This window comes from Flavipsychrobacter stenotrophus, assembly GCF_002954265.1.
GTDB lineage: Bacteria > Bacteroidota > Bacteroidia > Chitinophagales > Chitinophagaceae > Flavipsychrobacter > Flavipsychrobacter stenotrophus.
Map to the genome: position 1 here is coordinate 800276 of NZ_PPSL01000002.1, position 14186 is coordinate 814461.

Consider the following 14186-nt stretch of genomic DNA (forward strand, 5'->3'; position numbering starts at 1 on the left):
CAGTGTTATCTAACCATGTTGTTTTACAGAAACATAAAAAGTGCTGCCTTTACCCGGCTCACTGGTGGCCCATATGTCACCGCCATTCTTCACGGCAAACTCTTTACACAGCATCAATCCTATGCCGGTACCCTTTTCATTGGCCGTACCTATGTTGCTATTGAATGGCTCAAAGATCTTCTTCAGTCTTTCAGCACTTATACCCACGCCGCTATCTCTTATAGCGAATATTACATACCCGGGTTTTGAATGTTCATCGGCCGAAAAATCAATGATCCCCTTTACACCGGTAAATTTTATAGCATTGCCAAACAGGTTCCTGATGATGAAGTCGAAATGGTTAGGATCTGTAAATATATCCAGATCTTCAGGTATGCGGTCTGTTACTACTATCTCCTTGTCCGATGCTGCTATCTTCCGCAACTCTATTGCCTGCACTATATATTGTTTGGCATAGAATCGTTCAGGTACAGTGCTTAATCCCTTCATCAGCGACTGACCCCAATATAGCAACTTATCAAGTGTCTCCACTGTAGCCTTGGTATGTTCTCTCAGACTGTCAATCAGGTACTTACGCTCTTCCTCGGGCATACTGTCATCATCTACTATTTCCAGTATGGTCGGTATGCGGGCTACCGGCCAGCGCAGGTCGTGGCCTATTATCGAAAAGAGTTTGTTCTTCGTGTTGCTCAACTCTATCAGTTCTGCTTCGTGCTTCACCAGCTGCACATTGAGTTTACGGGTCTTTAGGTAGAAATAGACAAGTGTTATTAACGCTGCAATAAGTCCTGCCGATATGGTCATGGTCACATTGCGCTGGCGCGAAATTTCTTCTATGCGTATATTCGATTTTTCAAGGTCGTAAACAGCTCCCATACTGGCTATTTCCTTTACCATGTTTACGTGCGCTATGCTGTCTTGTATAGCCTGATATTTTCTCAAAGCCGCTATCGACTCCTTATAATCCCCCGCCTGCTCATAGATCGAAGACATTGTTTTGTATATGTCTCTTTTCAGCGTCTTGCTGCGCATATGCTCACTTAACGCCAGGGCCTGTTCAATAAATTTCATAGCCTGTACACGGTCCGTTTTGGCAAGCATGGTAGCCATTTGCAGTAGTATATCTGCCTGTCCCTCTACCAACTTCTTTTCTGTAGCTATGGCTAATCCCTGCTGCAGGTATTCCATAGCAGTTTTGGTATCGCCCATATCATTATAAAAGCTGCCCAGGTAATTCAGACTCTCCACGTGCGATGTGGTAAACTCAGGTTTATCACTGATCCTTACATTTTCTTTAAAATATTCCAGTGCCTTAGGCATGTTGCCCGTCATGGCATACTGTATACCTATATAGTTGTAGAGCGAAATAGTAAGATCAGATACCGGTTGTTTTTTGCTTACTGCTTCAGCTCGCGCAAGATACTTTTTTGAGTTTACCGTGTCGCCATATTGCAGGTACAGGCAGCCAAGGTTCATGTTGGCAACCAGTGTGCCTTCAAGGTTGGTCTTTAGGCTGTCATATATCCTCAGTGCTATAAGCAAGTGCGGCATTGCTGTCTCGTAGTTGCCCAGTGTGGCTTCTACCGCTCCGTAGCTATTGTTCATCGCGGCTATGCCTTCAGCATCTTTCAGTTCGCTGTACAGTTTCAGTCCGTAAGACAGGCGCTGTTTGGCCAGCTCCATTCTCCCCTGGCTCTGGTCTATTTTAGCCAGCTGTTCTATTATCTTTGCTTCGCCGATGAGTGATCTTTTGGCCACCATTACCTGTAGTCCCTTTTCACCGTAATAGTAGGCCGAATCTATATTTACAGACTTGTAGTATTTTATGAGTTTACCATATGCAGTTATAGTTTGGCTATCAGATTTATTTTGCTGAATGGTACTCCGCAATTCATTAACATCCTGACCTAAAGCGGGGCAGGAAATGATGAATACCCAAAACAGAAGTATCTTCAATACTTTGCTAGTTTTCATAGATTTCTATCGGTCTGCAAACATGATTGCAAATTGGTTATGAGAAGACTGATCAGCAATTTGCAATGTATTGCTATTAATTGACAATGTAATACTAATAAATATTGCTAATGTATCATAACTCTCAAAGTAAGCAAATATAAGGAACGTTGATAAACAATAACCACTAAGTTCGTCCCCCTTTGCTAAACAAGAGTAGGTGGTTTGTACAGCTCTCCATTTTGATTATCTCTGATGGATAACATGCCCTCCCGGCCTTAAAAATTTTAAATAGTGCTGAAAAACAAATAGTTTCGCCCTTTCAAAGCATTAACAACATATGAGTGCTATCCGCCATAATTGGACAAAAGACGAAATACAAAGCATCTACAATAAGCCTTTACTTCCATTGGTTTTGGAAGCGGCCAATGTACATAGCCAGAACCACGTGTTTGGAGAAGTACAGATCAGCAGCCTTCTTTCAATTAAAACAGGTGGCTGTTCAGAAGATTGTGCTTACTGCCCGCAGGCAGCACGATATAACACAGGTGTTGAGGTACAGGCATTAATGAAAACATCTGAAGTGGTGAAAGCTGCCGAAGCCGCTAAGGCCGGTGGTGCTTCCCGTTTCTGCATGGGTGCCGCATGGAGAGAGGTAAGAGATAACCGTGATTTCGACCGCGTTATTGAAATGGTGAAAGCAGTGAATACGCTGGACATGGAAGTGTGCTGCACACTGGGCATGATCACCGATAGCCAGGCCGAGAGACTTGCCGAAGCAGGTCTGTATGCTTACAACCACAATGTAGATACTTCAGAAGAACATTATAGCGAGGTGATCACTACCCGCACTTACGATGACAGGTTGAATACCTTATCTAACGTAAGAAAAGCAGGTATCTCCGTTTGCAGTGGTGGTATCATAGGCCTTGGTGAAAAAGACGAAGACCGTATAGGTATGTTGCTCACTTTGGCCAACCTGCCTGCGCATCCCGAATCAGTGCCTATCAACACACTGGTACCTGTTGCAGGTACACCGTTGGCTGAGAACAACAAGGTACCTTTCGATCAGCTGGTACGCATGATAGCAACTGCACGTATAGTTATGCCTAAAGCATCTGTACGCTTGTCTGCAGGCCGCCTCGAGCTTTCTGTATCTGAGCAGGCCATGTGCTTTATGGCTGGTGCCAATTCTATATTCGCCGGCGATAAGCTATTGACCACTCCTAATCCTGAGTTCAACAGCGACATGGAAATGTTCACCTTGCTGGGCCTTACACCAAAGGCAGCATTTGCAGATCCTACTCCACGCAGTCTGAGGACAGAATTGCAGAATGAACCCGCTTGAACAACTACTGGCGGCTAAGCTGAAGGAGCGCGAAGCAGCAGGTAACCTGCGCAGCCTTTCCATTGCGGACGGCAAGGCAGACTTTTTCTCTAACGATTACCTTGGGCTGGCCACAACAGGCTTACTCAACAACATAATCAAAGACACATACCCCGAAGCAGGCGGTACCGGTTCTACCGGTTCCCGCCTGCTTTCTGGTAATAATGCGGAGGTAGAAGCACTGGAACTTACCATTGCCCGCCACCACGGCGCCGAAGCGGCATTGGTCTACAACTCGGGCTACGATGCCAACATGGGCCTTATAGCATCAATAGGCCACCGCCACACCACCATCATCTACGATGAACTCTGCCATGCCAGCATCATAGATGGCGTGCGTCTCAGCCAAACTCAAAACACCTTTAAGTTCCAACACAACAATATTGCCGATCTCTCCAATAAGCTACAAAGTCACTCAGGCAAAGGTCCGTTGATCGTGATCACAGAATCGGTGTTCTCTATGGATGGCGACATGGCACCTCTGGAACTGATAGCCGCCCTATGCACCGCATACAATGCCCAGCTGATAGTCGATGAGGCCCATACCACCGGCGTATATGGCCACCAGGGTGCAGGCCTTGTTAGCGCACTGGGGCTGCAAGACCAGGTATTCGCACGCGTACATACCTATGGCAAGGCACTGGGTTGTCACGGCGCTGCAGTAGTAGGGTCTGCCACACTCAGGCAATACCTTATCAACTATTCCCGCTCCTTTATCTATACCACAGCACTGCCCGTACATTCTATACGCGCCATTGCCTGTGCTTACCAATACCTTACCTCAACCGCATATTCCGCACAGCCGCTGCACGATCTCATTGCCTACTTCAGGCACAGCATCACAGAGCGTGGCATCACAGGCTTTGTAGAGAGCACAAGCCCCGTGCAGGCATACATTACCGGTAGTAACGACACCGCCAATCACCTGTCCGCACAACTCCAGTCCGCCGGACTACAAGTCAAAGCCATCCGCAGCCCCACAGTCCCCAAAGGCGCCGAACGCCTCCGCATGTGCCTGCACACATTCAATACCCATGAGCAAATAGATATGTTGATGGGGGTGTTGGGTGGTCAATAACGCAGGCAACACTTGCTTGCCTGCCAGCTATCGCGACAGAACCAAAATATAACACAACACCATCGCAAAAGTTAGTCTCGATTATTTCGGAGCGCTCATGACAATATGATTTAACAGATCTCCGACCACAAGTGTTCGAAAAGAGTAAAACAACTCGTGATATGTCCCGTAGGGACTACCGGTTTGTAGTAAAACGCAACAAAAAATGGGCATTGCCCCGTCAGGGGTTACCCTTATCCAGGCACATTAACAACTTTTAGAACACTTATGGTCTCCGCCCCCGGCTCTGCAACAGCAAAACATCACATAATTTACAAATGTTAGTTAACAGCAAGTTGATATTGTCAGTATGCTTATACCTAACTTTACGGCTTAATTTTCGTTAGATGACAGAATTTCCGGTACCAGCCAATGAACAGGAGCGCCTAAAAGCACTACAGAATTACCAGATACTTGATTCTATTAGTGAGGAAGAGTTTGATCAGCTGACCGAATTGGCATCTATTATCTGTGATGTGCCCATCTCACTTATTTCATTGATAGACAAAGATAGACAGTGGTTTAAGTCCAAGGTAGGTCTTGATGTTAACGAAACAACAAGGGAACTTGCATTTTGCCAGTATGCTATCATGGATACCGGCATCTTTGAAGTAGAAGACGCCACTCACGATGATAGATTCAGAACCAACGGGCTGGTAACTGGCGACCCTAACATACGTTTTTATGCAGGAAAGCCATTGATCGATCCTGATGGATATGCATTAGGTACTCTTTGTGTTATTGACCGCAAACCCAGGGTTCTTACCGAACGACAAAAAAGAGCGCTCTCTCTACTCGCAAAAGAAGTAACAACACTTATTGCAGAGCGTAGACAAAAGGCAGAATTGAAGCATTTTGAAAACCTCTTTGATATCGCTACCGACCTCATTGGTGTAGCCGGCCCCGATGGAGTGTTCAAAAAGATCAACCAGGCATTTCACACTTCACTTGGCTGGGACGACAATACTTTTCTCAATAGTTCTTTCTTTGATCTTGTTCACCCCGACGATGTAGATGCGACTTTGAACGCTGTAAAGCTACTCACGTCAGGCCAGGCCATGGTCAATTTTACTCATAGGGTGAAGACAAAAAGTGAAGGTTATAAGGTATTTCAGTGGACCGCGACACCCGAAGTCAATACTGAAAATCTCTTTGCAATAGGCCGCGATATCACAAATGAAAGGGTAAAAGAAGATAGGATAAAAAACAGCGAAGAGCAACTGCGGGCTTTCTTTGAAAACTCCCAGGGTTTCATGTGCACACACAATATTGAAGGTAGGTTTTTAACGGTCAATTCGGCCGGAGCTGCCTCACTGGGATATAGTAAGGACGACATACTATCCATGAGTCTGTTTGATATTATACCTAAGTCCAGGCACGATTATGTGCAGGCATATCTCGCAGAGGTAGTGGCCAACGGAAGGTCGGATGGACAAATGCTCGTACGCGCAAAAGATGGCGGGCAGAGAATATGGATGTACAGCAATGTGATGGAAACGCGGTCTGATGGCATGAAATACATTATTGGTAATGCCATAGACATAACAGCAAAGCACCATCTGGAAGAAGAACTAAAGAAAACAAAAGTGGCGCTCGAGCAGATCAACACTGTAGCCAGAGTTGGCGGCTGGGAGGTAGATCTTATAACCAACACTGTCACCTGGACCTCCATTACCAGGGAAATTCATGGTGTAGGAGCAGACTATACGCCAAATGTTGCAGAGGGCATAAACTTTTACAAGGAAGGTTACAGCCGGAACAAAATAGCCGAAGTAATAAAAGTTGCCATGGAAGAGGGTAAGAGCTGGGACGTGGAACTACAGATTGTTGATATTAATGGAAAGGGAAAGTGGGTTAGGTCACTGGGAGATGTCGAGTTCGAAAACGGAGTTTGTAAGAGGATTTTCGGTACATTCCAGGACATAAACCTCAGTAAGACCGCCGAGCTGGAGATGTTCCGGTCTCAGAAATTGTTTAAAGATGTGTTGCGCGCCGCCTCAGAAGTAAGTGTTATTGCCACTAACGTAGAGGGCATAATCACAGTGTTTAATTCCGGAGCAGAAAAACTACTCGGCTATACTGCCGACGAGGTCATTGGCCAGCATCACCCGGGTTTGTTTCACGATCCTGCCGAAGTATCAACCAGAGCGGCAGAGCTTGCAAGCAAATACGATCTTCAAATAGAAGGATTTCGCGTGTTTGTACACATACCGGAACTGGAAGGCGCAGAACAACGGGAATGGACTTATATCACAAAAGATGGACAGAAAAGAACCGTATCACTCGTAGTAACCACAATTAAAGACCTCGATGATCAGGTCTATGGCTATCTCGGCATAGCCACAGACATTACAGAGAAAATAATAATTGAGCGGCAGCTCAGCGAGCAGCAGTCCAGGCTATCGGCATTTGTTGAGCACGCCCCCGCCGCAGTCGCTATGCTCGATCGGGATATGCGGTATATTGCCGCAAGTAATAAATGGATAGACGACTACCGTTTCGCCGGAAAAACTGTTATTGGTACATCTTACTACGATCTTTTTGAGAATATCGGGCAGGATAGAAAAGACCGGCACAAGCGCGTGCTTAATGGTGCAGTTGAACGTAATGAAGAAGAAAGATACAGGTTGGATGGTGATACCGAAGATTCTTATATCTCGTGGGAAATGCGCCCGTGGTACCAGTTTGACGGTTCTATAGGCGGGATCATGATGTTTACCCAGAACATCACTTCCATCATCAGGCAGCGCGATGAGCTTAAAACAGCCAAAATGATGGCAGAACAGGCAAGCATTGCCAAGTCTGAATTTCTGGCCAATATGAGCCACGAAATTCGCACCCCGCTCAACGGGGTGATAGGATTTACAGATCTTGTGTTGCGTACTAACCTCAATGAAACACAGCAGCAGTATCTCAATATTGTCAATCAGTCCGGAAATGCCTTATTGAGTATTATTAACGACATCCTCGACTTCTCTAAGATTGAAGCCGGCAAGCTGGAACTGGATAATGAACGGTTCGACCTGTACGAAATGTGCGGACAAGCCACCGACATCATTACCTACCAGATACAGAAAAAAGGCTTAGAAATGTTGCTCAATATAGCTACAGACCTTCCCAGGTTCATAGTTGCAGATTCGGTAAGACTGAAACAGATATTGGTCAATCTTCTGGGCAATGCCTCAAAATTCACGGAAAAAGGTGAAGTTGAATTGAAAGTAGAAGCGATTGCGTCAACCGATCAGGAAAGCACACTCAGGTTTTCTGTAAGAGATACAGGAATAGGCATAAAAGAAGATAAACAGAAAAAAATATTCGACGCTTTCTCACAAGAAGATAGCTCTACAACCAAGAAGTATGGCGGCACTGGGTTAGGACTTACCATCTCCAATAAATTGTTAGGGCTTATGGGTAGCCATTTACAGCTCAAAAGTACACCAGGCATTGGCAGTTGTTTCTACTTCGAGATCACACTACCTTCCGAGCAGGGCGAACCTATTGAATGGGAGAATATAGACAAGATCAAATCAGTACTGGTAGTAGATGACAATGAGAATAACAGAATCATACTCAGTCAGATGCTGCAGTTGCGCAACATAAAGTCCACAGAGGCCAAAAATGGCCTCGAGGCATTGCAAATACTGGATAACGGCGTAAGATTTGACGCAATACTTATGGACTACCACATGCCGTATATGGATGGCATAGAGACCATAAGAAAAATAAAAGAGAACTTTAATTATGACCAGGCACAGCAGCCTGTAATACTGCTTTACAGCTCCTCTAGCGACGAGCGCATAATTAAAGCCTGCGATGAGCTAGGTATCACACACAGGTTAGTAAAGCCGGTAAAAATGCAGGACGTTTTCCATGTCTTATCCCACATTCATGTAAAGACCAATGACCTGCCCGTTCACGAAAGCCCCATGCCCGACCAGGAAATGGCCGCAGTAACAATAATGGTTGTTGAAGACAACCCCATCAACATGCTGCTCACCACCACAATTATAGGTGCTATTGCCCCTAATGCAGTTATTCTGGAAGCCGTACATGGCGTTGATGCCCTCAGCAAATGCAAAAAGCAAATGCCCGATCTTATACTTATGGATGTACAGATGCCCGAGATGAATGGCTATGAAGCAACCATGGCTATCAGGCAAATAGAAACCGCAGGCCATGTGCCAATAGTTGCACTCACCGCCGGCAATGTAAAAGGCGAGCGGGAGAAATGTATAGCCGCAGGCATGGACGACTTTGCCGCAAAACCCATAAAGGAAGCGGTAATAGCGGCAATTTTTAATAAATGGTTGGGCAAAAACAACTTGAATAAAAAGGAAGAAGGTTCGCCTGAACAGGAAGAAATAGAACTGGAATCCTTTATAGACTCAGTTTCCGGCGACGACCAGACCAGGGAACAAATTAAACAGCTGATCACAAAAGAATTTGTATCCTCGGTAAAAATAATGAGTGAATGTTATGATCAAAAAGACCTGAATGGCTTAAAAGCGATAGGGCATAAACTCTATGGTGCAGCGGCGTCATGCGGTCTTAAAACCCTATCAAACATCTCGTCTTCAATTGAGTGCCTTGAAGTGTTCAACGATGTAGAGATAAATAAGCTTATTACAGCAGCAAATGCAGAAGTGAACATTGTCCTCGGTCTCTTGGAACAGAAGAAATAACTCATCGCCGGCACTATATACCTGATGTAATATTCGGTAAGCGGCAAACACATTTTGTGTTTGCCGCTTTTGTTTTATTCCCCTTCTCCCAGTTCGGCGTAGTCTTCCTGACTACGTCGCAGCGGTTGCGCAATCTTCAGATTGCTGTCAAGCAACTGCATAAAACCGGGCATCAAGTCTATCTTCAATCAAGAGAATCAAGGTGCAGCCCACCCCTCATACCTAAAATTTTCTCATAGACGCAAACATTTTTTCATAACTGCGAAAAACTAATACACACCACCCACGTTTTCAAAGATCTGATATCAGTTATCCACACAAAAAAGTTTTATGGTGGTACGAAAAGCGTACCATCATGGTACGGAAAGTGCACCACCATGACTTTTCATTCCGTCCGTTTGTTTCCGGTTGCCCACCTTTACTGCCATAAAATTTTATGCTATGGAAAACAACAACGAAAAAAAACAAGCCGCACGCAATCTCTTTCTCCATTCAGACAGAACCCGTGCCGAGATTGCCGACCTTATCGACATCAACACCAAAACCCTTTACCTGTGGATCAAACATGGCCGCTGGGAGCAAATGAAGACCGCAGCAAGGCAAACACCTGCTTCCCTGTTGCAGGATGTGTATGATCACATCGAGGCGGTCAACAACAAAATTAAAGCCCGCGAAGATCGTTGTCCCACTTACCAGGAAGTGGAAATGCTGCGTAAATTATTCGCATCAACAAAACATATTCAAAAGCTCAACATCGGCACCTATATCGAAGCCTTTACCGAACTGACCTCCTTTATCAACGACCATGACAGCGAGCTAGGTAAGGCAGTAGTCACCCTCACCGACAAATACATAAGAGGCCTGGTAAGCCCGTTCCACCCCACGGCATACAAAAACGTTTGTGATGTCAAGGACAACCTCGAAGCCATACAACAAGAAGAAGAGAAAGAAATGGCCGAACTACAGCAGGCAGAAGCGCCTCTGGCAGATCATGAAGCAAACAAAGTGGAAACCAATACAGCCATCATCATCCCCCTTACACCAAACCACGAAACCCAAACCGACAATACTATACTGCCACAATCAACACCACATCTGCCAACCAATACAGCGCCACAGCCCCGCTCTCTTTCTTCACACCCACTCTTTAAAAGTACCCCATCATTCTTCACTCGTCCACCTCTTGCTGTACCTCCCGACCATCTCACTTTCCATCTCCGCTATCATATGATCGGGCGTAATCGGGCATTCCTTCATTACATAAGTCACTCAAAACCAACAAATAATCCAAATCCTATGCCCGATGAAAATTTAAACCAAACAGGGCATAACAGTTAAGAGCGAAACTTTTACTCAACTGGTCGAAGCGTCCGCTTCGTCCCGGCAAATGCAAGCGTCTCGCTTGCAAACAAACACAGAAGCGAGACGCTTCAACGGGAAAGGACGAAGCGGACGCTTCGACCAGTGTAGGACGGTCATCGTTTTTTGCCGGAGATTGAGAACGTAGAGCCGCATAATTGCGTCTCCAAAGCGGCGGGGCACAGCACATTCAAAGCCACCGGTGTGAATTGAAAGACCCAGGCAAACGTTTAGCCCCGTTAAAGGCATGTGCCGCTCGCCGCTCTGGTTCCTCGCGCTTAAAAAATCCACCTAAATGAACATAAATTTTGTATTATTGTACTTTAAATAATTTTATTCGGGGCAATACTGTTGCTTTGAACATAGTTTTTTTTATTTTTAAGGCTAAGATCTAATAAATAGGATCAGCTCACTTTGTGTGTGTTGATACAAACAGTACAAGTATGAAACTAGATTTGGGTTCTGATAACAAGCAAATAGCAGAAACAGGTGTGATGCATGACGTATCGCGCCGTCGTTTTCTGCAATTTGCGGGCGGTATAGCCGGCGCGGGTTTGATCGTATCTTCCTGCCGCAAGACTCCTCCCGATACACAGTTTATAGGCAGGGGAGATACTGCACTCATCAACTACCTATATCTTATAGAGTTGGTGCTTACCGCATTTTATACCCAGGCCAACAATACCCCTTATTATGGCCTTACCGAGAGCGAATTGCAGCTGCTGGCTGATATGCGCGACCATGAGTATGCCCACAGAGAATTACTGAAGAAAATACTGGGAGATACTGCTATCAACAGGGTGGTAACTAATTTATCGCCTACTACTTTCGCCGATCGTACCAGCACGCTCACCAATTCTGTTTTCCTTGAAGATCTTGCGGTAGCTGCCTATAATGGTGTGGCACAGCACTTCACAGATACCGGCTATGTGCTGCTTGTTGCTAAGATGGCTACTGTAAAAGCGCGTCACGCGGCTTACTCTCGCGATATTCTTACAGCAAATACACCATCAGACAGTGGTGTAGTCAACAACATGGGTTTAGACAGGGCTATGTCTCCGCAAGCGGTGATGGCGGCATTGTCTCCATGGATAGAAACCAAGCTGGATTACACTACACTACCGGGCTAAGCCAGGTGGCGGAACAATAAAGAAAAAGCCTCACGGCTCATTTTCAACAAGTAATTGCAAAAACGATCATGAACTTCAACCATATTCTACAGGAAATAGAGAAAGCAGATCCGGAAGTATATGAAAAAGTAAGCGGACGCCGCAATATACTGAAGAGCTTTGGCTCTAAAGTAGCACTGGCAGCCTTACCTATTGCCCTGGGATCTATGTTCAAAAAGGCATATGGTAAAACCACGGGTACCGTTATCAGCACCCTGCAGTTTGCACTGGAGCTGGAATACCTGGAATACAATTTCTACCACACCGGCTACAATACCGGTTCTAATACTACCGGATCGCTTATACCTGCCAACGACAGGCCAGGCTTCGCGATAATAGAAAGTGAAGAAAAAATGCACATCAACTTCCTGCGTACTACTATAGATACGTTGGGTGCAGTGCCTTTTACTCCTAATGGCTATACCGGCGACCCTATAACAGGTAACCCTTACAGCCCCGCTTCTTACGATTTTACAGCTCATGGTGCATTTACTACTTTCAGCAACTACGGTTCGTTCCTCGATCTGGCAGCGGCACTGGAAGATACCGGCATCAGGGCTTACCAGGGTCAGCTGCCTAACTTGCTGGCCAATACCAATGGTGTACTTACCTCTGCCATGCAGATAGCCAGCGTAGAAGGTCGCCACGCGTCTTTTGTACGTTTGGTTCGCCGTTTTTACAATACGCCATCATTCCAATATGGCAACAAACCATGGATAACTACTAATTTCCCACCATCAGTGCCACTGCAGCCAAACTATATGGGTGAAGACAATACGGTACAGAAGGGAGTGGATATTACTACATTGACCGGTTTTACCGGCTACATTACCCCGGCGGCGGCATCAGAAGCTTTTGATGAGCCAATGGACGAAGCAACGGTAAGATCGCTGATCGCTTCTTTCAAATTGTAATCACACTTTTTAAGTATAAGTTAATAAAAAGGTTGCCTTGGGCAACCTTTTTTGGGGTATACCCTGCAAAATTCCCCAGTTTTTATGTGCGTATTTTACCTATATGAAGTGCGTTCAATTGCTTAAAATGTATTTTGGGAATCTTTAACAAATAAAAAACCTTAAAGTAAGTGGTGGGCTAAAAGCCTTTACTGTGGTGGCTTCTATTGTTTTTCAAGTATTTACATAACAGCGTTGCGGTTGTTTTGCAGACGGGGCAAGCTTGTAGAATTAGGTATTAAAAAGTATCTTTGGCCTGATAATTGTATTTAACACTTAAAATAATATGTCCATGAAGTCATTTCGTCTTTTCGCGCTAAGTGCGCTTATCACAGTTGGATCGGTTGGTACGGTCGTTTACACATCTTGCACAAAGGATGAGTGTAAAAATGTTACATGTCTTAACGGTGGCACCTGCAGCGGTGGTACTTGTACTTGCCCTACAGGGTATACAGGCGCATCTTGCCAAACAAAAGCTATTTACGGCAACTGGACAGGAACTGATGTCTGCTCTCCTTCAGGTACGTATAACGTTAACATCATTGCCAGTGCGTCTTCTTCAGACACAACAAAGGTGTTGATCAACAACCCGGGTGGTTTTGGTACTAACAATACTATCACCGGTACTTTAAGCACCGATGCACGTACAGTTACTTACACTAACCAGATCGTAAATGCATCTACTACCCCTGATACACTTACAGGTACCATTACTGTAACAGGTCCTAATGGATTTACAAACAGTTATACTGCAAGAGAATTAGGTGCTACCTATTCTTGCAACGGCACTTATACACGCCAGTAATTTTAAATAATATATCATTTCAAAGGCCGCACATGTGCGGCCTTTGAAATGATATATTGGTATCCAAGCCCTGCCATTACATCCTTGCTCTCCACGGCATCTCCGCCGCGTTATTGATATGGCTGATATAGCGACTAAGTACAAACAGGTAATCAGATAAACGATTCAGGTAAGACAGTATCTGCTGCGGCATAAATTCACCTTCTTCCTGCATAGCCACACATATACGTTCTGCCCTGCGGCATACACAGCGGGCGACATGACATGTGCTCGATGCCAGATTACCACCCGGTAGTATAAACGACCTCATTTCAGGCAGCACTTCGTTCATCTTGTCTATCCTTTCTTCCAGCCAGGTTATGTCCGTATCATGCAGATCGGGCAACTTCATTTTCACTTCCTTATCGGGGTTGGTGGCCAGTGCTGAGCCCACCGTGAATAACCTGTCTTGTATCTCCCTCAGCTCTTCAATTATGGCTTCATTATTCACCATATCGCTCACCATGCCTATGTAGGAGTTAAGCTCATCTACTGTGCCATAGCTTTCAATACGTATGTGGCTCTTAGGCACTCTCACCCCGCCTATCAGGCTGGTACCACCCTTGTCGCCTGTCTTAGTATATATCTTGAACATTAGTTGCTGGTTTGTATGGTTAGTTATGCTGTTTATTCTATGCCCGGGAAAGAATACGTCCCGATGGGTAGTGTTATGTAGAGACGCAAAATCTTGCGTCTCTACGCACGTATGTTCAGTTGCAACA

At 45.3% G+C, this 14186-nt stretch carries 9 protein-coding genes; 7 read left to right on the plus strand and 2 right to left on the minus strand.

Features of this window, described 5'->3' with window-relative positions:
* Nucleotides 1-9: 9 nt before the first annotated feature.
* Complete coding sequence (locus tag CJD36_RS08670; RefSeq protein ID WP_105038736.1) at nt 10-1974, minus strand: tetratricopeptide repeat-containing sensor histidine kinase; 1965 nt, start codon at nt 1972-1974, stop codon at nt 10-12.
* Nucleotides 1975-2293: 319 nt separating this feature from the next.
* Here CJD36_RS08670 and bioB point away from each other — a divergent pair, with 319 nt between their 5' ends.
* The 7 genes from bioB to CJD36_RS08705 all read left to right on the plus strand — a co-directional run bounded on the left by bioB (nt 2294) and on the right by CJD36_RS08705 (nt 13425).
* Complete coding sequence (gene bioB / locus CJD36_RS08675; protein ID WP_105038737.1) at nt 2294-3301, plus strand: biotin synthase BioB; 1008 nt, start codon at nt 2294-2296, stop codon at nt 3299-3301.
* Nucleotides 3288-4418 (plus strand): aminotransferase class I/II-fold pyridoxal phosphate-dependent enzyme, encoded by a 1131-nt coding sequence (locus CJD36_RS08680; RefSeq protein WP_105038738.1) that lies wholly within the window; start codon nt 3288-3290, stop codon nt 4416-4418. The genes bioB and CJD36_RS08680 overlap by 14 nt, the downstream gene beginning before the upstream one ends.
* Nucleotides 4419-4804: 386 nt before the next feature.
* The gene (locus tag CJD36_RS08685; RefSeq protein ID WP_105038739.1) at nt 4805-9139 is read left to right on the plus strand and encodes a PAS domain S-box protein; all 4335 of its coding nucleotides are present in this window, start codon (nt 4805-4807) and stop codon (nt 9137-9139) included.
* Nucleotides 9140-9580: 441 nt separating this feature from the next.
* On the plus strand, nt 9581-10477 hold the full coding sequence (locus CJD36_RS08690) for a terminase gpP N-terminus-related DNA-binding protein (protein ID WP_105038740.1): 897 nt from the start codon (nt 9581-9583) through the stop codon (nt 10475-10477).
* A gap of 464 nt (nt 10478-10941) precedes the next feature.
* A complete protein-coding gene (locus CJD36_RS08695) occupies nt 10942-11628 on the plus strand; it encodes a ferritin-like domain-containing protein (protein WP_105038741.1) in 687 nt (228 codons plus the stop codon).
* A gap of 68 nt (nt 11629-11696) precedes the next feature.
* Nucleotides 11697-12581 (plus strand): ferritin-like domain-containing protein, encoded by an 885-nt coding sequence (locus tag CJD36_RS08700; protein WP_105038742.1) that lies wholly within the window; start codon nt 11697-11699, stop codon nt 12579-12581.
* A gap of 331 nt (nt 12582-12912) precedes the next feature.
* Nucleotides 12913-13425 (plus strand): calcium-binding EGF-like domain-containing protein, encoded by a 513-nt coding sequence (locus CJD36_RS08705; RefSeq protein WP_105038743.1) that lies wholly within the window; start codon nt 12913-12915, stop codon nt 13423-13425.
* A gap of 76 nt (nt 13426-13501) precedes the next feature.
* Here the strand turns inward: CJD36_RS08705 and CJD36_RS08710 are convergent, their stop codons facing one another.
* On the minus strand, nt 13502-14059 hold the full coding sequence (locus CJD36_RS08710) for a cob(I)yrinic acid a,c-diamide adenosyltransferase (RefSeq protein WP_105038744.1): 558 nt from the start codon (nt 14057-14059) through the stop codon (nt 13502-13504).
* Nucleotides 14060-14186: the final 127 nt, after the last annotated feature.

What these genes read in the sequence shown, in the direction of transcription:
- CJD36_RS08670 (WP_105038736.1), bottom strand. Translation starts at nt 1,974, where the DNA reads ATGAAAACTAGCAAAGTATTGAAGATACTTCTGTTTTGGGTATTCATC.
- bioB (WP_105038737.1), top strand. Translation starts at nt 2,294, where the DNA reads ATGAGTGCTATCCGCCATAATTGGACAAAAGACGAAATACAAAGCATC.
- CJD36_RS08680 (WP_105038738.1), top strand. Translation starts at nt 3,288, where the DNA reads ATGAACCCGCTTGAACAACTACTGGCGGCTAAGCTGAAGGAGCGCGAA.
- CJD36_RS08685 (WP_105038739.1), top strand. Translation starts at nt 4,805, where the DNA reads ATGACAGAATTTCCGGTACCAGCCAATGAACAGGAGCGCCTAAAAGCA.
- CJD36_RS08690 (WP_105038740.1), top strand. Translation starts at nt 9,581, where the DNA reads ATGGAAAACAACAACGAAAAAAAACAAGCCGCACGCAATCTCTTTCTC.
- CJD36_RS08695 (WP_105038741.1), top strand. Translation starts at nt 10,942, where the DNA reads ATGAAACTAGATTTGGGTTCTGATAACAAGCAAATAGCAGAAACAGGT.
- CJD36_RS08700 (WP_105038742.1), top strand. Translation starts at nt 11,697, where the DNA reads ATGAACTTCAACCATATTCTACAGGAAATAGAGAAAGCAGATCCGGAA.
- CJD36_RS08705 (WP_105038743.1), top strand. Translation starts at nt 12,913, where the DNA reads ATGAAGTCATTTCGTCTTTTCGCGCTAAGTGCGCTTATCACAGTTGGA.
- CJD36_RS08710 (WP_105038744.1), bottom strand. Translation starts at nt 14,059, where the DNA reads ATGTTCAAGATATATACTAAGACAGGCGACAAGGGTGGTACCAGCCTG.